Genomic DNA, 23,510 nt, shown 5'->3' on the forward strand with positions numbered 1-23,510 from the left:
TCCGCGCAGCGGGCCACTTGGGTGCGGAGCGGCGGGCCGGGGCCGGGCGGGGCCGGGAATGGGGTTCGGCTCCGCCGGGGGCCGCCCCCTTGCCCGCCCGTTCCGCCCCCGGGGGGCGGCCCCGCCGCCCAAGGGGGCTCGGGCGGGGCGGCACCGCCGCCCAAGGCGGGCTCGGCAGCGGGCGAGTTACGGGGTGTGGAGTTGCAGGTCGGTCAGGAGGGCTCGGTGGTCGGTTTGGGGGAGGTCCAGGAAGCGGACGTTCCGGACGCTGAACTCCCGGCTGACCAGCACATGGTCGATCTGTGTGCCCAGGACGGGCAGGGTCTTCGCCGGCCAGGTCGGGGTACGTGCGGCCCCGGCCGCTGCCGCGCTGTCCCGGAGCCCCGCCCCCGCGTCCAGCACCCGCCGGAACGCGGCGTGGTCCTGCGAGGCGTTGAAGTCGCCCGCGACGAGGGTGGGGCCGCCGCCTCCGGCGACGTACGCCCGGATCGCCTCCAGTTCGGTCCGCCACGTGCCCAGATGCCGGGGTACCGGCGGCAGCGGGTGGGCGAGCTGGACGCGGACCTGCTGACCGCCCACGACGGCCACCGCACCCGGCATGGCGAGGGTCGAGGCGATTCCCTCGGCGGGCTTCAGCGGATACGTGCTGAGGATCGCCGACCCCTCCGCGCCGCCCCGCGCGACGACCTTGCGGTAGGGGTACGCGGCGGCCGGCAGCTCCGTGGCGAGGGAGCGCGCGCAGCCGTGGTCGCACTCCGGGACGAAGACGAGGTCCGGCTTCTCGCTGCGTACGGCGCTGATGAGACCCGGGGTGGCGCGGCCGAACTCGACGTTCGCGGCGAGAACGCGGAGCCGGGCGACCACGGGCCCGTCGTCCACCGCCGCGCCCGCCGGTTCGTACGGCAGCAGGAACCAGCTGTTCACGGCGGCGACGAGGAGGGCCAGACCGATCAGGACGGGCCTTCCGGCGAGCAGGGCGAGGAGCAGCGCGCAGCCGGTGGGGACCAGCAACCAGGGCAGGAAGGCGAGGAGTTGGGGGACGGGGGTGACGGCGTCGATGCCGAGGGCACGGCACCCGACGACGATCCCGGTGCCGGTGAGCAGGAGGGCGGAGGCCCAGCTGAGGAGGGGACGCGGGCGGCGCCCGACGGTAGGGCCCACGCCGCTGTCGCCGTCACTGACGACGGTGCTGCCCCGGCCCGCCCCGGCGCCGCGCGTGTCTGGTGTGTCCATTGGTTCTCCCCCGTGAAGCGCCCCGGAACGCCCGGTATACCGGCCGACACACGGCATCCTCTCGCGCGGACGGCCTCGGCGGGGGCGGTGCGGGCTGCTTCGGCGGCCCGCAGGAGGGCCCGGCTTCGGCGGCCCGCGCGCGACCCGGGGGCCCAGGACCCCGGGCACGGGTGCCCGGCTCATCATTCCGGACCCGTTCCGCTCGCGGGTTGTCCGGGGCTCCTCTTGGGTGGGGGTATGCGTCGCTTCCTGCCCGTCGTGTTCCTCGTCCTGGCGGCACTGCTCCTGCCCTGTGCGGCCGTCGCGGTGTGGGCCGAGCGCGAGATCGACGACACCGGGCGGTTCGTGGCGACCATGGCCCCGCTCGCCGACGACACCGACGTGCAGCAGGCCGTCGCCACCCGCCTCACCACCGAGGTCATGCGGCAGGTCGACCTCGGGCCGCTCCAGGAAGGGGCCGGGCGGATGCTCGGTGAGGCGGTGCGTTCGTTCACCGGCACCGACGCGTACCGCAAGGCGTGGAACACGGTCAGCCGCGTCACCCACGACGCCTTCCGCGACGCCCTCACCGCGCCCCGGGGCAGCGGCGACGCCGTCACCCTCGACCTGGCCCCGGTCACCGAGGAGCTCAAGGCCCGGCTGACCGCCGACAAGGTGCCGCTGGCCGGACAGCTCCCCGTCGTCCACACGGACATCGAACTCGTACGCACCGAAAGCCTCGACGAGTGGCGCGGTGCGTACGAGCGGCTGGGCGCGGCGGCGCGCTGGCTGCCGTGGGCGGTGGCGGCCCTGGTGGTGGCGGCGGTGGTCCTGGCGGTACGGGGGCGGCGCCTGCACACCGTCGCCCTGGCCGGTCTCGCCGTGCTCGTCGGGGCGCTGCTGCTGGCCCTGCTGCTGGCGGTCGCGCACAACCTGGCGCTCTCCGACCTGCCCGACGACCTCAGCCGTCCGGCCGCCGAAGCCCTGTACGCGGCGTTCACCGCGTCGCTGCGGACGGTGGCGTGGGTGGCGGGCGTGGTAGGGCTGGCGGTGGCGGTGGTCGCCGGGGGAGCAGGGTGGCTGACGGGCCGTCGGAAACGGGGCACTCGTTCGGACCACTCGCCTCGCGAGCGGCAGCGGGTGGACACAGGGTGGTCGGCATGAAGATCACCCGCGCTGCCGGCGCCGCCGTACTCGCCTCCCTGCTCGCCTTCTCGGTCTCCGCGTGCGGGGACGGCGACAAGTCACCCTCGGAAGTCGTCTCCAACGCCACGGAGAAGGCGGGCGAGGCCACGAAGAAGGCCGGGGAGATAGGGGAGAAGGCGAAGGAGGCGTACGCGTCGGCGTCCGCGTCCGCGTCGGCCAAGCTCAAGGAGGTCAAGGACGGTATGGACGCCGCGTCCGAGGTCTCGGTGGGCGAGGTGAAGACGGACGAGGACCGGAGTGCGGCCGAGGTGAAGGCCGTCAACAAGCAGGACAAGCAGCAGAGTTACGTGGTGCAGGTGAACTTCCGGGACGACGGCGGGAACCTGCTGGACACGGTCGTGGTGACGGTCAAGGACGTACCGGCGGGCAAGGAGGGCACGGCGGTGGCCCGCAGCAACCGGGCGCTGAAGGGCGGCGTCAAGGCGGAGGTGTCGAAGGCGCTGCGCCACTGAGCGTGGGCCGGCGGGCCGAGGAGTCCGGGGCCCGCGCCCCGTACGGCAGGGCCGCTGCGCGGGGCTTCACCCCACCCCGCCCCTTCCCGAAATGAGTGGCGAGCCCTCCCCGGCGGGGTGCGAATCCGCGGGTGGTACGAGCCCGCTCGCGCAGTTCCCCGCGCCCCTTCAGGGGCGCGGGGAACTGCGCGAGCGACCGGAGAGCCTCTCGCAGGGAATCCACCGGCCCCGCGGCGAGCGGTCTGGGGAAGGGGTGGGGAGGGGCCCAAGCCCGCCGCAGGCGGAGGTGGCGGTGGCTCGACTTGCCGCCGGCACCCCGAGGGTGTGACCTGGGTGGGAGGGGGGAGAGCTCCCACCCCGGGGGCAAGCACGAGAGGTGTCCCCATGGGCGCACACGCAGCGGTACCCGCAAGAGCAACCCACGCATCCCGCGCCGGCTTGGCCATCCCCCTCCTCCTGGGCCTCACCTACGGCATCTACGTAGCCTTCATGGCCCGCGGCGGCAACCCCCTGACCTGGTCGAACGTCTGGTTCGGGGTCCTGTGGGGCGCCGTGCTCGCCGCCGTCGCGTTCCTGGTCGGGCGGACGACCAAGACCCTCGCCCCCGGCATCCGCGCCACCTCGTTCGCCGTGCCCTTCGGCGCCGCGATGGGGTTCCTGCACAGCCTGGGCGGCAGCAGCATCCTCACTTCGGTGGTGATGGGCCTGGCCCTCGCCGCGGGCATGTTCGTCGCCGCGTACTACGCCTTCTACTCGCACAGCGCCTGACGAGCGGCGCCTGACGAGCAGCGCCCGACGAGCGGCGCCTGACGAGCAGCGCCCGACGAGCGGCGCCTGACGAGCGCCTCTCAATAGCCAGCGAGCGCACAGAAAGGGCGGAGCCGTATCGTCCGGCTCCGCCCGATCCCCTGCGCCGACCGCCCTACTCCCCCCGCACCACCGTCACTGGCACCGGCGAGTGCTGCACCACGTGCAGGGACACCGACCCCAGCACGCTCGCCTTCAGCCCGCTGTAGCCCCGCGCACCCACCACCAGCAGGTCCGCGCCCTCGGCGCGGTTGAGCAGGGCCTCGGCGGCGTTGCCCTGCACCGTCTGCTGGGTGACCTTGGCCGCGGCCTCCGCGCCGAGCACCTGCTCGACCGTCTTGGTGAGGATCTCCGCCGCCGCGCGCTCCGGGTCGTACACCGCGGCTTCCGGGGTGAGCCCGGCCCACATCGGGAACTCCCAGCCGGTGACCGCCACGAGCTCGCTTCCGGTCAGTTCCGCCTGCTGCGCGGCCCAGCGCAACGCCCGTACCGAGGGCTCCGAGCCGTCCACGCCCACGACGATCCTGCCTGCCATTTGCGGCCTCCGACCTGTTTGCGTACATTCCGAATTTTTACGAATAGTAGGCCAATTCGACCAAAGCCCGGCGGGGGCCGCCACTCAGGCGACCCCCACCGGGCCCGGTTCCCCGCTCACCTCTCCTGAATCCCCGCTCACTTCACCCGCAGCGCCGCCAACTGCTCCGCGAACGGCACCACGGCCTCCTCCGTCCGGTTCCGGGCTGCTCCGCCCGCACGCCCGGCCATCAGGTCGGCCAGCTCGCCCGCCGCCCGCTCGATGCGGCGCGGCAGCAGCTCCGTGTAGTCGTCGCCGTCCGACCCCCAGTCCTCCGAGGCCGCGAAGACGGCCGTCGGGACGACCTGGGCGCGCAGGTACGCGAAGAGCGGGCGCACCGCGTGTTCCAGGGCGAGGGAGTGGCGGGCGGTGCCGCCGGTGGCGGCGATCAGGGTGGGCTTGGCGGTGAGCGCCCGGTCCACGTCGATCAGGTCGAAGAAGGACTTGAACAGCCCGCTGTAGGAGGCGGTGAAGATCGGGGTGACGGCGATCAGGCCGTCGGCGTTCTCCACCTCCGCCAGGGCGGTGCGCAGCTCCTCGTTGGGGAACCCGGTGACCAGGTGGTGCGCGATCGGCACCGCGAGGTCCCGCAGGTCGATGTGTACGACGTCCGGCTGTACGACGTCCGGGTGCACGGCGTCCGGGTTGCCGGCGCCGCCGCCGGCCAGCCGGGCCCGTACCGCCTCGGTGAGCCGGTCCGCGAGCAGCCGGGTGGAGGACGGGGTGCTCAGTCCCGCCGATACGACCACGAGCTTCACGACGCGTCGACCTCCTTCACGAGCGCTTCCTGTCCTGCCGTCGCCTGCCGCAGCTCCCGCTCCAGCTCCTCCTCCTGCCGCGCCGCCGCGACCCGCGCCGCGTGCGTGGGCGCGTCCGGGACCTGGGCCGGGCGGTTCTTCGCCATCTCCGCGCGGAGCACCGGCACGACCTCCTCGCCGAGCAGGTCCAGCTGTTCGAGGACCGTCTTCAGGGGGAGCCCGGCGTGGTCCATCAGGAAGAGCTGGCGCTGGTAGTCGCCGAAGCTCTCGCGGAAGGTCAGCGTCTTCTCGATGACCTCCTGCGGCGAGCCGACCGTCAGCGGCGTCTCGCGCATGAAGTCCTCCATGGCGGGGCCGTGTCCGTACACCGGCGCGTTGTCGAAGTACGGACGGAACTCGCGCACCGCGTCCTGCGAGTTCTTCCGGATGAAGGCCTGTCCGCCGAGTCCGACGACGGCCTGGTCCGGGGTGCCGTGCCCGTAGTGGGCGTAGCGCTCGCGGTAGAGGTTGATCAGCTTCCGGAAGTGGTCCTTCGGCCAGAAGATGTTGTTCGCGAAGAAGCCGTCGCCGTAGTACGCGGCCTGCTCGGCGATCTCCGGGGAGCGGATCGAGCCGTGCCAGACGAACGGCGCGACACCGTCCAGCGGGCGCGGGGTCGAGGTGAAGGACTGGAGGGGCGTACGGAACTTGCCCTCCCAGTTGACGACGTCCTCGCGCCACAGGCGGTGGAGCAGGGCGTAGTTCTCGACGGCGAGCGAGATGCCGTCGCGGATGTCCTTGCCGAACCACGGGTACACCGGGCCGGTGTTGCCACGCCCCATCATCAGGTCGACGCGCCCGTCGGCCAGGTGCTGGAGCATCGCGTAGTCCTCGGCGATCTTCACCGGGTCGTTCGTGGTGATGAGCGTGGTCGAGGTGGAGAGCAGCAGCTTCTCGGTGCGCGCGGCGACGTAGCCGAGCATCGTGGTCGGGGAGGACGGCACGAAGGGGCGGTTGTGGTGCTCGCCGGTCGCGAAGACGTCGAGACCGACCTCCTCGGCCTTCTGCGCGATGGCGACCATGGCCTTGATGCGCTCGTTCTCGGTCGGGGCGCGGCCGGTCGTCGGGTCGGGGGTGACGTCCCCGACGCTGAAGATCCCGAACTGCATCGCGTTCATCGTGGCCACCTCTGGGCTCTGTCGTACAGAAGGTTGAACATTTAACAACCTCCTCAACGGGAGAGCCCCCCGGCCTATTCCCGATCCGGGAACAGCAGGTGGGAGGGGGTTTCCAGCAGGCGGGAGGGGGTTACTAGGCGTTCAGCCCCGCCTTGATCGCCGAGGTGAACTGCACCACCCGGTGCGCCTGCACCCGGGCCGCGGTCCGTGCCACGTCGTCCACCGGACTGGCGCCCTGCGCGTCCACGTGCGAGGTGCCGTACGGGTTGCCGTCCTCGAACTTGGAGGGCTGGGTGTAGCCGGGCGGGACGATGATGCCGCCGAAGTGGTACGCGCAGTTGTAGAGCGCGAGGAGGGTGGACTCCTGTCCGCCGTGCAGGGTCGCGGACGAGGTGAACCCGCTGTAGACCTTGTCGGCCAGCTTGCCCTGCGCCCACAGCCCGCCGAGGGTGTCGATGAACTGCTTGAGCTGCGCCGACACGTTGCCGTAGCGGGTGGGCGTTCCGAAGATCACGGCGTCCGCCCACTCCATGTCGTCGGGCGCCGCCTCCTCGACGTCGGCGGTGGCGTCCGCGTTGGCGGCCCAGGCCGGGTTGGACTCGATGGCCGCCCGGGGCGCCAGCTCGTGCGCCTTGCGCAGCCGGACCTGGGCGCCGGCCTCCTCGGCCGCGGCGGCGATCTCCTTGGCGAGGGCGGCGATGGTGCCGGTCGACGAGTAGTAGATGACCGCCACGTTGACGCTGGTCGGAGTCGTCATGAGGTGCCTTCCAGGGGACGGGGTGGGGGGCGGATGCGGGCGGCGGCAAGCCGGGCATTCCCGCCATTCATCCCCAAACTAACCCCGCCCGGCGGCCCCCGCCCGGTCTCAGTCCCCGGTGCGGCCGTCCGCCAGCTCCCGCAGGACGTCCAGGTGCCCGTTGTGCCGGGAGGTCTCCTCGATGAGGTGCATCAGCACCCAGCGCAGCGTGGGCCGCGTACCGCGCCCGAGCTCCCGCACGCTGACCGCGTCGAGGTCCGTGGCCGCCACCAGGGCCCGGTACTCCTCGCACTTCGCCTCGTACTCGGCGATCAGCTGGTCGATCGGAGCCGTCGCCCCGAGCCGCATCTCCCGGTCCGGGTCCTCGTCCGTCCAGGGCCACTCGATGTCGTCCTCGCGGCCGAGGAACACCCCCTCGAACCACCACTGCTCCACCCACCTCAGGTGGCTGATGAGCCCGCCCAGGGTCATCAGGGGCGAGCCCGGCAGCGGGGCGTTGCCGATGTGCTCGGCGGCGGCGTCGGCGCACTTGTCGACGGCAACGCCGCGCGCGTAGTCGAGGAAGGTGGTCAGCGAGGAGCGCTCGTCCCAGGCGGGAGGCATGTCTGTTCGAGTCATCGCTGAATGATCAGCGCCCCCGCACCGGATGTCGAACGATTTGGGACGTCCCCCGGAGCGATGAGCCCCGGGGCCGGATTCCGGTTCCCCGAAGGAGTGACCGCTGCCCGAACTTGCCCCGCGCACAACCAACTCGGTGCACGCTGCCGGGATGTCTCCACGCATCGACGTACGGCTGCCGGCCTCCGACCGCGTGCCGGCCCCGCCGCCCATCCCCCCGACCTGCCCCAACTGCCGCCAGGGCGTCCTGTGGAAGGACACCCGCTCCGAGATCCGCGAGACGGACGAGCACCACTGGCGCTGGTGGTGCGGCAATTGCCAGAAACGCTTCCGGCCCACGGAGGAGCACGTCCGCCGCTTCTCCTGACCGGCCGGCCCCCTCGACCGGCCCGGCCGTCCTCACCGTGCCCCGGCCCTCCTGCCGCGACCCGGCAGCCCTCACCGGACCCCGGCCCTCCTCACCTCTTCTCCGCCAGCGACGGCTGCCCGGCCTTCTTGCCGCGCCCCGGCACGAAGCCGTCGTCCACCACCGCGCGCGCCACCACGGTCAGCCGCAGCCCCTGGTTCCGCGCGTGCGACCGCAGCACCGTGAACGCCTCGTCGACACCGACCCGCATCTTCGCGGCCAGTACCCCTTTCGCCTGCTCGATCAGGATGCGGCTGTCCAGTGCCGTCCTGAGCTGGATCGCGGTGATCCGGTGCGAGGTCAGGGTCTGTTCGTGCACGAGTCCGATGGCGGCGGCGTCGGCGAGCGCCTGTCCGAGCCGTACGTCGAAGTCGGACAGCTGCTCCGTGCCTGTACGCAGCAGCAACAGGGCGCCCAGCCGTTCGCCGCGCAGCCGCAGCGGCAGCGCACACGCCCAGGTGTACCCGGCCCGCCGGGCGAGGGGACCGAAGACGGGCCACTTCTCGTCCGCCAGGGTCAGATCGACGCGCGTCAGGTCGGCCCCGTGCGACGCGTCGCCCTGCCCCTGGCCGTCGGCCTGCGGCGATCCGACGTGGCACTCCAGGGCCGGGCCCTCCTCCCCGGCGGCTTCGAGCAGTTCGGAGAGGTGCTCCCCGGGGTCGCAGGGTGCGACGGACCGAAGCGGCTCCCCGTCCGGCGCCAGGAGTACCGCCGCCGCCGACACGTCGAGCAACTGGCGGATGCGTGCGCACAGTTGCTGAAAGAAGTCGATCACGTCGAATTCGTCCACGAGAGTGTCGGCCAGCTCGACGAAGGTGTCGGCCAGCGTCAGTTCACGTTCTCGGTTCATGCTCGATTTCCTTCGTTCCGCAAGTCTCTTCGGTCCTCACTGTTCTCACGGCGTTCCCAGGGGCCGTTCTGGCATTACTGGTGTTTCCGGGCTCGGCGTTGTGCGGTCGTTCTACTGCCGGTCGTCGTTCAGCCGGAGCTTCTTGGCCACGACGTCTTGGGAAACGGCGACAATAGGCCGGTTGTGCGCAAACGCATAAGCGCGCAATCGGTCAAGAGCCGTTGCAAGATCCACGCCAAGATCGACACTCGCCATGCCGGTCGCCTGGTGCACCACGGCCCGGTGAAGCGTGCCGTACGTCTCGCTGCCTGCCCGGACTCCTCCCGTACTGGCGGGACGCGGGGAGAGCAGGTGGTGCGTCAGCGCCTCGCAGAGGGTCAACGCCGTGTAGAGCCCGACCTCGGAGAGGGGGCGTGCTTCGCACCGGTGTCCGGTCAGTGAACCGACCCTTATCGCGCCGAGCCGCAAGGGGAGGGCGAACACCATCCGTATCCCGAGTTCCAGGGCACCGGGGAGGAAAGCCGGCCAGCGGGTCTCGTCCATGCGCCGCAGATCGGTGAGGAGATGCAGCGAACCGTCCCGGGCCGCCTCCAGGCTCGGGCCCTCTCCCAGGGTGAACTGCAGGTCGTCCAGTGGCGCGCTCAACTGTCCGCTGAACCAGAGGAGTTCCGTGGTGGGGACACGGCTGGAGACGGAAATCCCGTCGATCTCCAGCAGCGCGGCACAGTGCGCGGCCCACTTGGAGGAGGGGCCCGGCCCGCCGGACCCCAGCACGCCGACCAGCGCCGACAGCTCTTCGAGTTCTTCAGGCACACGTCATCACCCCGAACGCCGTGGTGGTCCGCGAACGGCTCTTCCTGTGATGCCGCACTGTTCCGAACGGCGCTCTTGATTTCTCAGCCAAGGATGCCAAAGGGAATCTGCCGTTCTCAAGCAGTTGCTGGCATATGCACGCAGTGAGTGACGGTGGATCGGAGGTGGATTCGGGGCCCGGCATCCGTTCCGCTTCGGCTGGAACGGCCGCTAGGCGGCCTTCCGTCTACCCTGCGGCTGCTCGGCGCACCGGCCCCGGACAAGCCCGTGAGCTGGGCTTTCCGCCCGCCGTCCGGGCGAACGGAAGACGGTCTTGCGGCAGGGGTCCTGCTCGTCTGCCGAGGCCGCAGTACGGCCGCCCGTGCGGGTGTACCGGTGAGGGTGGGCCCGCCGCAGTGGGCCGTGTTGACGCGCCGTGTCCTGTTCCGGGCCCGTACGACGCCCCCCGCGTCACCGATCCGTCCCAGGCCGCCGGGCACATTCCTACGACCGTGCGCGGGAGGCGAAGCGGTCGGCGAAATCGATGACGAGTGCACGCAGCTCGGCGGGGCGTTCGACGGTGAACGGGCGGTCCAGTGCGGCGAGCACCGGGGGCAGCCAGTGGAGGTCCTCGACCCGGAGTTCGGCGCGCAGCCAGGGGACGGCCGGAGGGGCTGATTCCGGGTCCGGAACGAGGTGTTCCATGGGCTCCAGCGCCTCCAGGGTCGCCACGGCGGCCGGGAGGTGGATGCGGACGTGCTCGGCTGTGGCCTGGATGCGCAGGGTCACCTCGTGGCGGTACTCCGCCGTGGCGAACCCGGTCAGCACCCGCTGTGCCGGATCGAGGCCGGCGGGTGGCTCGAAGGAGCCGGGCAGCGGCCTGGCGGCCGTGATGCGGTCGAGCCGGAAGGTGCGGTCCTCCCCGATTGCGGGGTCCGTGCCGGTGACGTACCAGCGGCCCGAGTGGGCGACGATGCCGTACGCGTGCAGGGGGCGCTCGCCGGTGCGGCCGTTGCGGTCGGTGTAGCGGACGGTCAGGGGGCGGCGGTGGCGCACCGCGTCGGCGACGACGAGCAGGACCTCGGCGTCCGGGTGCGCGAACGCCGCCGGGGCGGAGGTGAACGCGAGCGAGTCCAGGAGGGCGTCGAGCCTGCGCGCCAGGTGCTGGGGGAGCACCCTGCGGATCTTGGCCGCCGCCGTCTCGCCCGCCGTCGCGTGCGTCGTCCCGGCGGTCGCCGTCAGCCCCGTGCGGCGGCCCGCGAGCAGCCCGAGCAGGGCGGCCAGGGCCTCGTCGTCGGTGAACATCAGCGGCGGCAGCCGGTGGCCGGGGCCGAGCCGGTAGCCGCCGTAGCGGCCCCGTACGGCTTCCACGGGTACGTCGAGGTCGGCCAGCTGCGCGACGTACCGCCGCACGGTCCGGCCGTCGACGCCGAGACGGTCGGCCAGCTCGCCGACGGTCCGGACGCCGCCGGACTGGAGCAGTTCCAGGAGGGTGAGCACGCGCACGGTGGGCCGGGACATGGGGACACGGTAGTCATGAATACCGGGCCGAATGTGTCCTCTATTGCTCCTAGCCTACGGAGAACAGGGCTCACGAGACCCCTCCGACCTGGGAGAACACCATGGACTTCGCTTCGATCCGCATCATCACGGCCGACGTGGCACGGCTCGTCTCCTTCTACGAGAGGGCCACGGGGCTGGCGGCCCACCGGGCCACCGAGGACTTCGCCGAACTCCGTACGCCGTGCGCGACGCTGGCGATTGCCGGGACGCGGACGGTCCCGCTGTTCGCACCGGGGTCCGCCCGCCCGGCGGACAACCACAGCGTGATCGTGGAGTTCCGGGTGCCGGACGTGGACCGCGTGTACGAGTCGCTGTCCGCCACGGACGCGGAGTTCGTGAACGAGCCGACGACGATGCCGTGGGGAAACCGCTCCCTGCTGTTGCGCGACCCCGACGGCAACCTCGTCAACTTCTTCACCCCCGGGGGGTGAGGATCAGCGCGTAGCCGTGTAGGCGAGGAACCCGGCCCACGCGTGGGGCGCGAAGCGGAGCGCGGGGCGGTCGATGTCCTTGGAGTCGCGAACGTGGACGGTGCCGGGGGTGGCCGCGACCTCGACGCAGTCGTTGCCGTCACCGCTGCTGAGGAGTCCGGGCGCGGCCTCCTCCTCGTCGCCTCGCTCTCCGACCGGTGGGGTGTCACTCCCGGCCCCCACCCCTGCAAGACCGTCTGGGCCGAGTGCCGTACCGCCGCCCACCGGTGAGGCGAACGCGCAGGTCGGACCGGGTCGCGGTGCGCCTCGACCCGGTGCACCAGGTCGAGGTGCACCGCGACGCGGTCCCCTTGGACGTACAAAGAACTTCAAGTACTGCGGAACAGAAAGACCTGACCAGACCCCACCGGCTCCCCGCCGGGAGGCCCCGTCACCCACACGAGTGGTTCGGGCCAACTGGGCTGGATTTGGCTCCGGTTGGGTGGCATATGCTCGCCACGATCCACCAGGGATCACCCCACAACTCCAGAAACGCGTCGGCCCCCGGCCGGGACGGCAATCCCGATCGAGGGCCTGACCATAAGAGGAAGCGAACACCTTCCCTATGGATGCCCACGAGCTTAACGCGCCCCCGCGCGCCAGGTCCCGTGGACGCCGGCCTGCCACCCGATCCGGTGGCAGGGGCGTCGTTCACCTGCGGTCCCGTCACCACAACCGGTTCACGGTCGTCGGCGACCACCTCTCCCAGCACGCCGTGCTCGGCCTCACCGCGATGGGCCTCGGCCTGCACATCATGTCGCTGCCCGACGGGGCGAACATCGGGATCAAGTTCCTGAGGCTGCGCTTCCCGCACGAGAGCGAAGCGCGGATCGCCTCCGCACTGCGGCAGTTGGAGACCGCCGGGTACCTCTCCCGCGACCGCGTGCGGCTGCCGAACGGCCAGATCGTCACCCGGACCGTCTTCCGCGACCGCCCCGACGCGCCGCTCGCGCGACAGCACCCCGGTCCGGAGACGGCCCCGCCCCGCCCGGACACCCGGCCCCGCCCGACCCGTGCACCGCACGCCGCCGTCGCCGTGCGTCCCGCCGCGCGGACCCGCCCGGCCCGGCCCGCTGCCGCCGCCGCACTGCCGCCGCTGTGGGCCGGGGAGGACGACGCCGTACCTGCGGAACGGGAGCAGGAGCACCCGTACGAACCCGACCCGCCACACACGCCCGACCCGTCACGCGCACCCGGGCCGGTGCGCCCACCCGAGCCGGTACGAGCCCCTGAGCCGCCACACACCCCCGAGCCGTCACCGGTGCCCGAGCCGAGCACCACCCCGCCCCCCGCCCTCGCCGAGCACCCCGCCGAGCACCCCGCCCCGCCCCGCAGGGACCCGCGTCCGCTGCCCGTGCCCCGGACCTTCGATCCCGAGCGGGACCAGGCCGCCCGCGACCTCCTCGCCGCACTGCGCGAGGACGACACCCGGCTCACCCTCGCCGACCGCGACGTGCACCGGCTGGCCCCCGGTGTGGCCGCCTGGCTGGAGCGGCAGGTGGCGCCGGACGCGGTCCGCCGGGCGCTCACCGAGCGGCTGCCCGACACCCCGCGCAACGCCCGCGCCCTGCTGGCCTACCGGCTCGCGGAGAACATGCCGGGCGCCCTGCCGCCCGCCCCCGTGGTCGTACGGCCCGACCCCTTGCAGGACTGCGACGGCTGCGGACGGGTGTTCCGCGCCCCACGGCCGGGCGCCTGCCGCGACTGCCGAACCGAGGGGCCGGGGGGCACCTAGCATGAGTGGGACGACCCTTCCTGCCCGCAGGTACGGACGACAGGAGCCGCCCGCCATGCCCATCGCCCCGGACGCAGCCCACCCCCACGGCACTGCCCGGTACCGGGACATGCGTGAGGCGATCGACCGGTTGCGGGAAGAACTGCCCGGCAAGTTCGAGGTCACCAAGGAAGGAATCGTCCACGACATGATGTCCCCGGGGGGCCCGCACGAAGTGACGGCCGCGCGCATCAGCCGACGGCTGGAATCCGTGATGCCGGAGAACCTGCTCGCGCACACCGGAACGCCCGACGTGGAACACGAGGCGGAGGGCATCGTGCGCCACCCCGACGTGATCGTCCTCGACTGGGACGACCTGGACGTCGAGACCTCTCTCGCCCCGCACACGCTCCTCGCTGTCGTCGAGGTGGTCTCCCGCTCCAACCCGGACAACGACTGGGTGAGCAAGACGCGGGACTATCCGCTGATGGGCATCCCCGTCTACGCCCTCTTCGACCCCCGCACCGGCACCGGTGCCGTCCTTTCCGGGATCCACTCGACGCCGGACGGCCCCCGCTACGCCGTCCGCGAGGACTTCGTCTACGGCGAGGACGTCACCATCGCCTCCTGGACGATCTCCACCGAGGGACTGCCCCGATACGCCTGAGCCGTGCCCCCGGCGCCTTGCTGCACCCGGGTGATCCGGGCGGCGCGTCCCGGGGGCGGGTTCGCCCGGGGAGTGGGCGGTTGTTGTCACAGTCGGTCAATGCGACGAGTCGAGTTCATGCGAGGGTGCGCGTTGTCGATGGCCGCCTGCCTGCTGGTGGCGGGTGCGGGCAGCAGTGCCCAGGCCGATCCCGTACCGGAAGCGGCCGAGGTGGAGCGGCTGTACCGGGAGGCCAGTACCGCGGTGCAGGCGCACGAGGCCGCGCGCAGGGCGGTGAGCAGGGCGCGGGCCGAGGTGGACCGGCTGCGGGCCGCCGAGGCCGCCGAGAAGGTGCGACTGGAACAACTGCGGGATTCCATGGGGGAGTTGGCGCGCAGTCAGTACCGGGTGGGGGCCGGGTCCCTCACCACCACCGTACGGTTCCTCACCGCGGGCTCCCCCGAGCAGCTGATGCGCCGGATGTCGCTCGCCGGGCGCGGCGGCCACGCCACCGCGTCCCTGCTGACCCGGGTGCGCGAGTCGCAGGCCCGGCTGGCCCGCGACCGGGCCGCGTCCGCGGCGGTACTGGGCGCCCTGAAGGCGGACCTCGTGCGCCAGGCGGCGGCCCGCGGCCAGATCGAGCGGAAGCTCAGGCTGGCTCAGGAGCGGCTGCGGCTTGCCGAGGAGGCCCGCCGGGCGGCCCGCGCCGCGGCCCGGGTGTCCGGGACCGGCTGGAACGCGTCCGCCGCCGGTGCCCCCGGCCCGTCCTGCGGCGGCGGAGGGTCCGCCGAACCGCTCGGCCCGCCGCCCCCGGCCGACCGGGCCGCCGCCCCGCGGTGGGTCAAACCGGTGGACCCCGCGCCGCTGTCCGCCGGTTTCGCCCAGTCCGGCGGGCACTGGAAGCACCGCCACACCGGCCAGGACTTCGCCGTCTTCGACGGCACCGAGGTACGGGCCGTCGGCGCGGGCACCGTCCACTTCATCGGCTGCGGCGACGGCTTCGGGAACCAGGTGATCGTCCGGCACCCGAACGGCTACTTCACCCAGTACGCCCATCTGTCCGTCTTCGGCGTCCGCACCGGCCAGCAGGTCGCGGCGGGCCAGACCATCGCCCTCTCCGGCAGCACCGGCAACATCTCCGGCCCCCATCTGCACTTCGAGGTCCGCGTCACCCCGCAACTGGGCTCCGGAGTCGACCCGTTGCCGTGGCTGCGCGAGCACGGGGTGAAGGTCTGACACCGGCCGGGGGTGTCCGCGAGGGGCGTGCTTTCATACGCGGATGACGACCTCCCCCGCCGTACGGCCCCGCCTGCCCGCGGACCTGCCCGCGCTCGTCCCCGTCCTGCGCGAGGTGCACGAGAAGGACCGCTACCCCCGGAACTGGCCCGCCGCCCCCGAGACCTGGATCGGCGGCGGCCCGTGCCTGGGCGCCTGGGTGGCGGACGGACCCGACGGAGCGCCCGTCGGCCATGCGGCACTGGTCGCGCCCGGGGCGGGCGACGTGGCCCCGGGGCTGACGGCTGGCCCGGTGGCCGTGGTCGCCCGGCTCTTCGTGTCCCCCCGGGCACGCGGCACCGGCACCGGGCGCGCCCTGCTGGCCCACGTGGCCGCCGCCGCCCGCGAACTGGGCCTGCGCGCCGTGCTCGACGTCGTGGCGGCCGACACCGGCTCCGTCGCCTTCTACACCCGTACCGGCTGGGAACCGCTCGGCGGCGGCGAACAGGACTGGGGTGCGGGACAGCTGGTCCCGGTCCGCTCCTTCGGCGCCCCGCCGTTCTGACCGCGCCCCGCTTCCCCCCGCGGGCGCCCGGTACGCACGGAGCCCCGCCCGGACCGGGTGGGTCCGGGCGGGGCTCCGCCGTACAGCCGCTGACCCGCACCGCCCGTGCGGCCGGGTACCGGCGCTGCTAGAGGTCGAACTCGTGCGGCGGCAGGCCCACCGCGAAGCACGCCTCGCGCACCACGGCCTGCTCCGTCTTGTCGAAGTCGCCGTCCGCGCCGCCGATGACGATGCCGATCTGGATGACCGCGCGCGCCTCCGCCGGCTTCTTCTTCGCCTTGGCGATCTCCTGGAGGATGCTCACCTTGCCGAACGCGAAGTCGGCCGTGAGCTTCTCGCAGTACTCGTTGAACCGGCGCTGGAGGTCGTCCGCGGGGAAGTTCTGGAGCACGTCGTTGGTCATGATCAGGGAGGCGACGCGCTGCCGCTCCGACGCGTCGATCGAACCGTCGGCCGCCGCGACCAGGGCGCACATGGCCATGCTGGCGTCCCGGAAGGAGCCGCTCTTCAGCTCGTTCTTCTTCGACTCCAGCTGGGTCTGCATCGTAGAGGCGGTTTCCTTGAGGCGGTCCCACAGGGCCATGAAGTGTCTCCGTCGTCAGGGTCGTCGGCGTGGTCGCCGGTACCACAGTGTTCTACAGCTCTGTAGAACTTAACAGGGTCGGGAGTAAAGACGCCCTAACGGCCCGTCGCCGAGGACTCCGCCGCGATCATCTCCTCCAGCGACGGCGGTCCGGCCGGCGGCTGCTTCCGGCGGCCCTGGAGGCGCATGAACAGCGGTTCCGTCCAGCGCGCGGCCAGCGGGCCGACGATGACCAGGATCAGGACGTACGCCGTCGCCAGCGGACCGATCCTCGGCTCCGTCGCCACCGCGAGACCCGCGATCACTATGGAGAACTCGCCGCGGGCCACCAGAGTTCCGCCCGCGCGCAGCCGGCCCTTGGGCCCGATGCCGGCCCGCCGGGCGGCGTACCAGCCGGTGCCGATCTTGGTGAAGGTGGTGACGAGCGCCAGGATCAGCGCCGGGACCAGCACCGGCGGGATGTCCGACGGCACGGTGGAGAGGCCGAAGAAGACGAAGAACACGGCGGCGAACAGGTCCCGCAGCGGAGCGAGCAGCTTGTGCGCGCCCTCCGCGACCTCGCCGGAGAGCGCGATGCCCACCAGGAAGGCGCCGACCGCGGCCGACACCTGGAGCTGCTGGGCGAGGCCCGCGACCAGGACGGTCAGACCGAGGACGACGAGCAGCAGCATCTCCGGGTTGTCCGAGGAGACCGCCTTGCTGATCACCCGGCCGTGCCGCAGCGCCGCGTACAGGACGAGGCCGACCGTGCCCAGCGAGATCAGGAGCGTGACGCTGCCGCCCGCGAGGCCGACGCCCGCCAGCATGGCGGTGAGCAGCGGCAGGTACACCGCCATCGCCAGGTCCTCCATGACCAGGACGCCCAGGACGACGGGGGTCTCCCGGTTGCCGAGTCTGCCCAGGTCCGTCATGACCTTGGCGATGACGCCGGAGGAGGAGATCCAGGTGACGCCCGCGAGGGCGACCGCGCCGACCGGGCCCCAGCCGAGGACCAGGGCGGCGACGGCGCCGGGGGTGGCGTTGAGGACGAAGTCGACGATGCCCGACGGGTACTGCGTCTTGAGGCTGGTGACCAGTTCGCTCGCGCTGTATTCGAGGCCCAGCAGGAGGAGCAGGAGGATCACGCCGATCTCGGCGCCGACCGCGGTGAACTCCTCGCTCGCGTCGAGGGGTATCAGCCCGCCGTGGCCGAAGGCCAGCCCGGCGAGCAGGTAGAGGGGGATCGGGGACAGACCTATTCGGCCCGCCAGCCGGCCGATGATGCCGAGGGCCAGGATGACGGCGCCGAGTTCGATGAGCAGAGCGGTGGTGTGCACGGTGTTCGAGTCCCTCTGCTCAGTCGTCGGAGAGCGTCGCGCCGGACGAGGTCCCCGCGATGATGTCGGCGAGCGCGTCCACGCCCTGCCTGGTGCCCACCGCGACCAGGGTGTCCCCGATGGCGAGCCGGAAGTCCGGTTCGGGCGACGGGTGCGCGCTGGCCCGGCGCAGTACGGCGACGATCGAGGCGCCGGTGCGGGTGCGGGCCTTGGTGTCCCCGAGGAGCTTGCCGCCGTACGGCGACTTGGAGGTCACCGGGATGCGCTCGGTGACCAGGTCGATGCCGCCGGTCCGGACGGCGTCGGTGGGCGCGGCGTCGAGCAGGTGCGCGAGCGCGGTCGCCTCGTCGGAGGAGAGCGGTACGGCGTGCTGGCAGGCATCCGGGTCGTCCTCGCTGTAGAAGCCGAGGAAGCGGCGGCCGTCGTCGTGGACGACGACGGAGATGTGGCGGCCCCCCTCGGTGGCGAAGTCGTACTGGATGCCTATACCGGGCAAGGTGGAACGGCGGGTCCCCATGGGGTCCTCCATGGCAGGGAAATGAGATCAACTTTAAGTTTCCATTACCCTACTCTGCACCCGAGATGCCCCTGTTTGTCCAGGTGTGTGAAGGTGGAAGGACCGGACGTCATACGGTTTGGCACGTTTCGGGGCGCGCAGTCCGGAGAGGCGAACGGAGCCCACCAAGCAGGCCGGCGAACCGAACGGAACGCATCATGAAGGTCACCGTCACCATCACCGACTGCCCCGCCCGGGACGCCCGCGCGGTCCTCGCCGTACTGGCGGCGGGCTTCCCGTCCTCGGACCGGGGCCCCGGTGACGTACCGCAGGAGACGCCCGGCGCCGGACCGACGGTCTGGACGTCGGTCTTCGACGTGCCGGAGGTCCCGGAGAAGGACGCCGCAGCCCCGGAGCCGCTGTCCGGGCCGGTCACCGTCACCGTGCAGGGCGCGCCCCGGGAGACCGCCCTCGCCCTCGACCTGCTGCGCGGGGCGTTCACGGTGCACGACGAGGGCACGGCGGCCGGTGACCAGGAACAGGAGGTCCGGGTGCGCGTGGCCGACCGCTGACGCGAGGCCGGGGGCCCGTGAGTCGCCTTAGCCGTCCGTCCGCTCCATGATCTCCGCCACCACCTCCGACACCGCCCGCCCGCTGCCGAACGCCAGCGCCCGCACATGGGCCAGCGCCTCCGTGGTGGACGTGCCCAGGCGGGCCGCCAGTACGCCGACGGCCGTGTGCGCGTCCGACCAGTGCGCCCGGATCACGTCCTGCGGCTCCCACACCACCGCGCCGCCGGCCAGTATCCGCTGGTACGTCGACAGCAGCACCAGCGCCGCCGCGCCCGCCGCGTCCCGGCCGCGCCGCACCTCCGCCTCGGTCAGCGTGCCGGGCTCCCGCCGGTAGAGGTCGACCGCGCCGAGCACGTGCGTGCCGAAGGACATCGGGAAGCCGTACACCGCCCCGATGTCCCCCAGCCCCTCGGCCGCCCGGCTGCTGAACACCGGCCAGGGCGTGGGCAGATGGTGGTGCAGGTCGCGGACGATCACCACCTCGTTGGTGGCCGCCGCCGTCACGCAGGGCCCCTCCGCCGTCTCGAACTGCACCTGCTCCAGCCGGAGCGCCGCCTCGTCGGAGGTGCACACCAGCTGCCGGTCCGACGACTCGGTGAAGAAGGACATCGAGGAGCCGTCCACCCCCATGGCCCGCCGGATCGTCCGGCACAGCACCCCCGGGACGCGCGCCGGATCCGTCTCCCGGTCCACGGCCGCCAGCACCTGCCGGGCCGCCGAACCGCCCCGGCCGGCCGGACCGGAGCCCCCGGCATCCCCTGAGTCGCTCATCTCCGCCGCACTCCTCTCCGGTCGACACGGTGGGCGCGGGAACGGCGGGTTCCGTCGGCGTGATCGGTACGCATGGCGCACGGGTTCCCCGCCGGGCGGCGGCCAATCGGAGGGCCTCCGCCGGACGGGCGTACGCCCGCTCGTCCGGGTGGCGCCAGGTGGGCCGATCGGGTCGTCAGCCGAGCGGCAGGTGCACCTCGACGCGCTTGCCGCCCGCCAGCCGCTGGATGTCGTACTTGCTGCACAGCGCCAGCACCAGTTCCAGGCCGTGCTGCCCGATCCGCTCGGGGTCGGGGGCGCCGGGCTGCGGGAGGCTGGTGTCGGTGTCCCACACGGTGATCCGCAGGCTGTCGCGCGCGGGGCGGCCCTCGGGGGCCGTGTGCCCGGGGCCGTCCCGGCCGTCCTGCTCCTCGTCCTCCCGGTCCACCGAGAGGTCCAGCAGGCACGGGCCGGGGGCGTACTTCGCGGCGTTGGTGACCAGCTCACTGACCAGGAGCTTCACCGTGCCGGCCGTCCTCGGGGAGACCGTGACGCCGTGCAGGGCCTCGGCCCGTATCAGGAAGTCCGCCGCGAAGTCCCGCGCCTCACCGATGGTGCCCGGTTCTCCGTCGTACGTCGCACTGGCACTGAAGGGAATGCTCACCGCTACAGCCATCGTCGCTTCCCACACCGCACGCACCGCCCGTCCTGTCTCGTACACCTGACGTCCCCCGTGAAGTCCGGTGCTCTGCTGACGCGCTTTCCCCCTCGGAGCGTTTTCAGTCATGGGAATTGCACGGGAACGCGGGGACACCGGCGGGCGCGGTAACAGTGCAGGTCAGGGGGTGGGGCGGGGGTTGCCGACGGACATTTTCACGCCGTACGGGGGCGTCCGGGGGAGGCACGCGGCCCGTTCGCCGGGGCCGCCCGGAGAGGGCCCGCCGGCCGCCCCCGCGTCAGCTCCCGGCCGGTCGGTGTCGCCCGCAGGAGGGACTCCGCGTTGCTCCGCGTTCCTCCGCGCGCCACGCGGGCACACGGTGGGCATGAACGCTCACCCGGTCCTGGCCGCCGCCGCTGCCGCCACCACGGCCGTCGGCCGCCCCGCCCTGTCCGTCGCCGCGTGGCTGGTGCTGGCCCTCGTCTTCGTCGTGACCGTGCTCAGCGTCGTCGCGCGCTACGCCCGGCCGCCGTCCAAGGGCTGAAGCCGGCCGGGGACCGGATCGGACGAGCCGTTCGTCAGCGCGGCGATCTGGGTGCGCGAGGAGAAGCCCAGCTTGGCGAGGATGTGCTCGACATGGGCGTCGGCGGTCCGCTTGGAGATCACCAGTCGTTCGGAGATCTCGCGGTTGGTCAGACCCGCCGCGATCAGTACCGCGACCTCCCGCTCCCGGCGGGTGAGGTGGTCCACGGACGGCGCGCGCTCGGCCGCCGAGACCGGGCGCGTGGCCCCGGCGAGCGCCAGTTCCACGGCCTGGTCGATCGGGATCTGCGCCCCCTGCTCGAAGAGCAGCTGGTACTCCGACTCGCCCAGCTCCGCCCGCAGGGCCTCCACCACCCGGGCGTGGTCGTCCTCGTAGAGCGGCAGCCCGAACATCGGGGCGCCGATCTTGCTCCACAGCTCGCCGCAGGTGCCCAGCAGCCAGGCCGCCAGCCGTGCCCCGCCGGTCTCGGAGGAGCCCCAGGCCAGCAGTTCCAACGAGTTGGTCGTGGCGTACGAGTCGCGCAGCTCCCGGCCGGCCCGCAGCGACTCGCGGGCGAGCCGCACGCTGTCGGCGGCGTCCCCCCGCGTCCACGCGGCCAGTCCCTTGATGCCGAGCAGCTGCCCGGTGATCATGCACTCGCCGACTCCGCCGCCCGGCGCCTGCGAGATCCGCAGCAGAGCCTCCTCGGCGTGCGCGGTCGACGCGTCGGAGCGGCGTATCAGCGACTGGACGTAACTGCTCTGGTAGTGGTGCACGACCAGGCCGAACGGGTCGCCCATCCGCTGGTGCCCGGCCAGCGCCTCGGCCAGGTTGCGGCGGGCCGTCTCCTCGTCGCCCATCAGATGGGCGATGCCGCCGAGGTAGCCGACGGCCAGGGTCCGGTCCAGCTCCGCGCCGCACTCCCCGGCGACCCTGACGGTCTCCTCGAAGCCCGCGTGCGCCGGGCCCACGTCGCCCTGCATGACGGCGAGCAGGCTCCCCCAGAGCAGCGCCTGCGCACGCTCCTGGGACACCCCGCTGTCCAGGGCGAGCCCCTTCTCCAGCCAGTACCTGCCCTCCTTGAGCAGTCCGGCGGTCGACCAGAAGGGCCACAGCCTGGCCGCCATGAGCAGCGCGGGCCGCACCCCGTCCGGCCGGGACAGCGAGTACTCCAGGGCGCCGCGCAGATCGGCCAGGTCGCGGTGCAACTGCCAGTACAGCGGCACCTGTTCGGCGGTGAGCAGCATGTCGAAGAAGTACGAGGCGCGGCCCAGGTAGTGCTCCCGGTGGCGCCTGCGGCACCGCTCGCGCTCCGCCGGTGCGCACCGGTCGCCGCCGTACTCGCGGATCGTGTCGAGCAGCCGGTAGCGGGCGCCGTCGTCGCCGTCGCGCAGCACGACGGACTTGTCGACGAGCCCTATCAGGTGCTCCAGGATCTCGTCGCGGGCCAGCCCGCCGGTCTCCTTGTCGTCCAAGGCGTCCCGCTGGTCGCCGGAGGCGTCCGGCCGGGCCTGCGGGCCGTGGAGCCCGGCACCTGAGCCGACCCCGCCGGAGGCGTCCGGCCCGCCGTCCCCGCCGTCGAGCGCCCGGTGGCCGTGGCCGGCCGTCAGCTCGGGGAAGCCCGTGCGCGGCTCGTCCTCGTCGTCCGCGCAGACCTCCTCGACGGCCGTCAGGTCGAAGGAGCCCGCGAACACCGACAGCCGCGCCCACAGCAGCCGCTCCTGCGGCGAGCACAGGTCGTAGCTCCAGTCGATGGCGGTACGGAGCGTCTGGTGGCGGGGGAGCGAGGCGCTGCGCCGGCCGCCGGTCAGCACCTGGAAGCGCTGCTCCAGGCGGGCGGCGAGCTGCTCCAGGGGCAGCGCCCGCAGCCGTACCGTGGCCAGTTCGATGGCCAGCGGGATGCCGTCGAGGCGCCTGCACAGGGCGAGTACGTCGCCCCGGTTGCGGGCGTCGACGGTGAAGCCGGGCACGACGGCGGCGGCCCGCTGGCCGAACAGCGCGACGGCGTCCTCGTCGCCCAACGGCGGTACCGGCAGCGTGTGTTCGCCCGGCACGTCCAGCGGCTGGCGGCTGGTGGCCAGCAGGGTGACCCCCGGCGCCTCGCGCAGCAGCAGGTCGGCGAGTGCCGCGCACGCGTCGAGCAGATGCTCGCAGGTGTCCAGGACGAGCAGCACCCGCCGGTTCTCCAGGTGCTCGACGACCACGTCCATCAGCACCCGCGCGGACTGCTCCGGCAGCCCCAGCGCGCTCGCCACCGCGCCCGGCAGCAGCTCCGGATCGTGCAGCGCCGACAGTTCGACGAGCAGCACCCCGTCGTCGTACTCGCCCTTCAGGGAGAGCGCGGTGCGCAGCGCGAGACGGCTCTTGCCGACCCCGCCGGGGCCGATCAGCGTGGCCAGCCGCGCGTTCCGCAGCAGCTCACGAATGCGCTCAAGCTCCGGGAGCCGTCCGACGAAGCCGGTTACCTCGACGGGCAGCGTGCCGGTGCGTCGGGTGTAGCCGAGTGCCATGTCGCCCCCACGCGCGGTTCTCAATGTGCGTACCAGTGTGGCGCGTTAGGGCGGTGCGTGTCAGGGGGCCGAACGGGAAGGTGACAGCTGGTGACGCCCTGGGACATGGCTTACCACGGTGGGTGCATCACTCGAACGGAGTACATGGCGCGGAAGGCGGCCCGAGGAGGGCGCCCGGGTGGTAATAGCCCAGTCGTGGCGCCGATCGGGCGGGTCGGCGGGCCCCCGCCGGGCACGGGCCGACGGGCCGGTGTCGATCACTGCGGTCGCGGACCGGCCGGGGGGCGTGCGCACTGGACGTATGCGCAGAGCACCGCACGGAACGGAACGGTGCTGCGCG

At 72.7% G+C, this 23,510-nt stretch carries 27 protein-coding genes; 11 read left to right on the forward strand and 16 right to left on the reverse strand.

Going from position 1 to position 23,510, the window contains the following annotated elements; all coding sequences use genetic code 11:
* Window positions 1–186: 186 nt before the first annotated feature.
* Window positions 187–1,233 carry an endonuclease/exonuclease/phosphatase family protein gene (locus ACFYVL_RS32435; RefSeq protein WP_389251243.1) on the reverse strand — a complete coding sequence of 349 codons (1,047 nt, stop codon included), beginning with the start codon at window positions 1,231–1,233 and terminating at the stop codon, window positions 187–189.
* Between the two features lie 237 nt (window positions 1,234–1,470).
* Here ACFYVL_RS32435 and ACFYVL_RS32440 point away from each other — a divergent pair, with 237 nt between their 5' ends.
* The 3 genes from ACFYVL_RS32440 (at window position 1,471) to ACFYVL_RS32450 (ending at window position 3,638) form a co-directional block, all read left to right on the forward strand.
* Entirely contained in the window at window positions 1,471–2,376 is a 906-nt protein-coding gene (locus tag ACFYVL_RS32440; RefSeq protein WP_389251245.1) for a hypothetical protein, read from the forward strand.
* Window positions 2,373–2,870 (forward strand): hypothetical protein, encoded by a 498-nt coding sequence (locus ACFYVL_RS32445; RefSeq protein WP_389251247.1) that lies wholly within the window; start codon window positions 2,373–2,375, stop codon window positions 2,868–2,870. The genes ACFYVL_RS32440 and ACFYVL_RS32445 overlap by 4 nt, the downstream gene beginning before the upstream one ends.
* Window positions 2,871–3,308: 438 nt before the next feature.
* Entirely contained in the window at window positions 3,309–3,638 is a 330-nt protein-coding gene (locus ACFYVL_RS32450; protein WP_389251249.1) for a hypothetical protein, read from the forward strand.
* Window positions 3,639–3,792: 154 nt separating this feature from the next.
* On the opposite strand, the gene ACFYVL_RS32455 is transcribed toward ACFYVL_RS32450, so the two are convergent.
* From ACFYVL_RS32455 to ACFYVL_RS32475, 5 genes are all read right to left on the reverse strand, one after another.
* Window positions 3,793–4,212 carry a universal stress protein gene (locus tag ACFYVL_RS32455; RefSeq protein ID WP_389251251.1) on the reverse strand — a complete coding sequence of 140 codons (420 nt, stop codon included), beginning with the start codon at window positions 4,210–4,212 and terminating at the stop codon, window positions 3,793–3,795.
* Between the two features lie 137 nt (window positions 4,213–4,349).
* Window positions 4,350–5,009 carry an FMN reductase gene (locus tag ACFYVL_RS32460; RefSeq protein ID WP_389251253.1) on the reverse strand — a complete coding sequence of 220 codons (660 nt, stop codon included), beginning with the start codon at window positions 5,007–5,009 and terminating at the stop codon, window positions 4,350–4,352.
* Entirely contained in the window at window positions 5,006–6,157 is a 1,152-nt protein-coding gene (locus tag ACFYVL_RS32465; RefSeq protein WP_389251424.1) for an LLM class flavin-dependent oxidoreductase, read from the reverse strand. The genes ACFYVL_RS32460 and ACFYVL_RS32465 overlap by 4 nt, the downstream gene beginning before the upstream one ends.
* 142 nt (window positions 6,158–6,299) lie before the next feature.
* Window positions 6,300–6,923, reverse strand: a complete 624-nt coding sequence (gene wrbA, locus ACFYVL_RS32470) for an NAD(P)H:quinone oxidoreductase (RefSeq protein WP_389251255.1) — start codon at window positions 6,921–6,923, stop codon at window positions 6,300–6,302.
* A gap of 108 nt (window positions 6,924–7,031) precedes the next feature.
* Window positions 7,032–7,541 (reverse strand): DinB family protein, encoded by a 510-nt coding sequence (locus ACFYVL_RS32475; RefSeq protein WP_389251257.1) that lies wholly within the window; start codon window positions 7,539–7,541, stop codon window positions 7,032–7,034.
* A 151-nt stretch (window positions 7,542–7,692) separates the two neighbouring features.
* Here ACFYVL_RS32475 and ACFYVL_RS32480 point away from each other — a divergent pair, with 151 nt between their 5' ends.
* Complete coding sequence (locus ACFYVL_RS32480) at window positions 7,693–7,908, forward strand: hypothetical protein (RefSeq protein WP_389251260.1); 216 nt, start codon at window positions 7,693–7,695, stop codon at window positions 7,906–7,908.
* 91 nt (window positions 7,909–7,999) lie between these two features.
* Here ACFYVL_RS32480 and ACFYVL_RS32485 read toward each other — a convergent pair whose 3' ends face one another.
* The 3 genes from ACFYVL_RS32485 to ACFYVL_RS32495 all read right to left on the reverse strand — a co-directional run bounded on the left by ACFYVL_RS32485 (window position 8,000) and on the right by ACFYVL_RS32495 (window position 11,110).
* Window positions 8,000–8,797: a GAF and ANTAR domain-containing protein gene (locus ACFYVL_RS32485; protein ID WP_389251262.1), complete on the reverse strand. Its 798-nt coding sequence runs from the start codon at window positions 8,795–8,797 to the stop codon at window positions 8,000–8,002.
* 111 nt (window positions 8,798–8,908) lie between these two features.
* Window positions 8,909–9,610 (reverse strand): ANTAR domain-containing protein, encoded by a 702-nt coding sequence (locus ACFYVL_RS32490; RefSeq protein WP_389251263.1) that lies wholly within the window; start codon window positions 9,608–9,610, stop codon window positions 8,909–8,911.
* 483 nt (window positions 9,611–10,093) lie between these two features.
* On the reverse strand, window positions 10,094–11,110 hold the full coding sequence (locus ACFYVL_RS32495; protein ID WP_389251266.1) for a helix-turn-helix transcriptional regulator: 1,017 nt from the start codon (window positions 11,108–11,110) through the stop codon (window positions 10,094–10,096).
* A gap of 101 nt (window positions 11,111–11,211) precedes the next feature.
* Here ACFYVL_RS32495 and ACFYVL_RS32500 point away from each other — a divergent pair, with 101 nt between their 5' ends.
* Entirely contained in the window at window positions 11,212–11,583 is a 372-nt protein-coding gene (locus ACFYVL_RS32500; protein ID WP_389251268.1) for a VOC family protein, read from the forward strand.
* Between the two features lie 3 nt (window positions 11,584–11,586).
* Here ACFYVL_RS32500 and ACFYVL_RS32505 read toward each other — a convergent pair whose 3' ends face one another.
* Window positions 11,587–11,805 (reverse strand): DUF397 domain-containing protein, encoded by a 219-nt coding sequence (locus ACFYVL_RS32505; protein ID WP_389251270.1) that lies wholly within the window; start codon window positions 11,803–11,805, stop codon window positions 11,587–11,589.
* A 532-nt stretch (window positions 11,806–12,337) separates the two neighbouring features.
* Here ACFYVL_RS32505 and ACFYVL_RS32510 point away from each other — a divergent pair.
* The 4 genes from ACFYVL_RS32510 (at window position 12,338) to ACFYVL_RS32525 (ending at window position 15,762) form a co-directional block, all read left to right on the forward strand.
* Window positions 12,338–13,357, forward strand: coding sequence for a helix-turn-helix domain-containing protein (locus tag ACFYVL_RS32510; protein WP_389251272.1), 1,020 nt, complete (start codon window positions 12,338–12,340; stop codon window positions 13,355–13,357).
* Between the two features lie 55 nt (window positions 13,358–13,412).
* Window positions 13,413–14,003: a Uma2 family endonuclease gene (locus ACFYVL_RS32515; protein ID WP_389251274.1), complete on the forward strand. Its 591-nt coding sequence runs from the start codon at window positions 13,413–13,415 to the stop codon at window positions 14,001–14,003.
* Window positions 14,004–14,102: 99 nt separating this feature from the next.
* Window positions 14,103–15,218, forward strand: coding sequence for a M23 family metallopeptidase (locus ACFYVL_RS32520; RefSeq protein WP_389251276.1), 1,116 nt, complete (start codon window positions 14,103–14,105; stop codon window positions 15,216–15,218).
* A 43-nt stretch (window positions 15,219–15,261) separates the two neighbouring features.
* Complete coding sequence (locus ACFYVL_RS32525; protein WP_389251278.1) at window positions 15,262–15,762, forward strand: GNAT family N-acetyltransferase; 501 nt, start codon at window positions 15,262–15,264, stop codon at window positions 15,760–15,762.
* Between the two features lie 127 nt (window positions 15,763–15,889).
* On the opposite strand, the gene ACFYVL_RS32530 is transcribed toward ACFYVL_RS32525, so the two are convergent.
* The 3 genes from ACFYVL_RS32530 to ACFYVL_RS32540 all read right to left on the reverse strand — a co-directional run bounded on the left by ACFYVL_RS32530 (window position 15,890) and on the right by ACFYVL_RS32540 (window position 18,178).
* Window positions 15,890–16,345: a tellurite resistance TerB family protein gene (locus ACFYVL_RS32530; RefSeq protein ID WP_389251280.1), complete on the reverse strand. Its 456-nt coding sequence runs from the start codon at window positions 16,343–16,345 to the stop codon at window positions 15,890–15,892.
* Window positions 16,346–16,440: 95 nt separating this feature from the next.
* Entirely contained in the window at window positions 16,441–17,661 is a 1,221-nt protein-coding gene (locus ACFYVL_RS32535) for a cation:proton antiporter (RefSeq protein ID WP_389251282.1), read from the reverse strand.
* Window positions 17,662–17,680: 19 nt separating this feature from the next.
* Complete coding sequence (locus ACFYVL_RS32540; protein WP_389251284.1) at window positions 17,681–18,178, reverse strand: cation:proton antiporter regulatory subunit; 498 nt, start codon at window positions 18,176–18,178, stop codon at window positions 17,681–17,683.
* A gap of 197 nt (window positions 18,179–18,375) precedes the next feature.
* Between ACFYVL_RS32540 and ACFYVL_RS32545 the strand changes: the two genes are divergently transcribed.
* Window positions 18,376–18,729: a hypothetical protein gene (locus ACFYVL_RS32545; RefSeq protein ID WP_389251286.1), complete on the forward strand. Its 354-nt coding sequence runs from the start codon at window positions 18,376–18,378 to the stop codon at window positions 18,727–18,729.
* 27 nt (window positions 18,730–18,756) lie between these two features.
* Here the strand turns inward: ACFYVL_RS32545 and ACFYVL_RS32550 are convergent, their stop codons facing one another.
* Window positions 18,757–19,500, reverse strand: a complete 744-nt coding sequence (locus tag ACFYVL_RS32550; protein ID WP_389251287.1) for a GAF domain-containing protein — start codon at window positions 19,498–19,500, stop codon at window positions 18,757–18,759.
* Between the two features lie 175 nt (window positions 19,501–19,675).
* Window positions 19,676–20,143, reverse strand: a complete 468-nt coding sequence (locus ACFYVL_RS32555) for an ATP-binding protein (protein ID WP_389251289.1) — start codon at window positions 20,141–20,143, stop codon at window positions 19,676–19,678.
* 379 nt (window positions 20,144–20,522) lie between these two features.
* Here ACFYVL_RS32555 and ACFYVL_RS32560 point away from each other — a divergent pair, with 379 nt between their 5' ends.
* Window positions 20,523–20,681, forward strand: a complete 159-nt coding sequence (locus ACFYVL_RS32560) for a hypothetical protein (RefSeq protein ID WP_389251291.1) — start codon at window positions 20,523–20,525, stop codon at window positions 20,679–20,681.
* Here ACFYVL_RS32560 and ACFYVL_RS32565 read toward each other — a convergent pair.
* Window positions 20,654–23,170, reverse strand: a complete 2,517-nt coding sequence (locus ACFYVL_RS32565) for an ATP-binding protein (protein ID WP_389251293.1) — start codon at window positions 23,168–23,170, stop codon at window positions 20,654–20,656. The two genes, ACFYVL_RS32560 and ACFYVL_RS32565, sit on opposite strands and share 28 nt — an antisense overlap.
* Window positions 23,171–23,510 lie beyond the last annotated feature (340 nt).

The sequence above is a fragment of the Streptomyces sp. NPDC004111 genome, assembly GCF_042874215.1.
GTDB lineage: Bacteria > Actinomycetota > Actinomycetes > Streptomycetales > Streptomycetaceae > Streptomyces.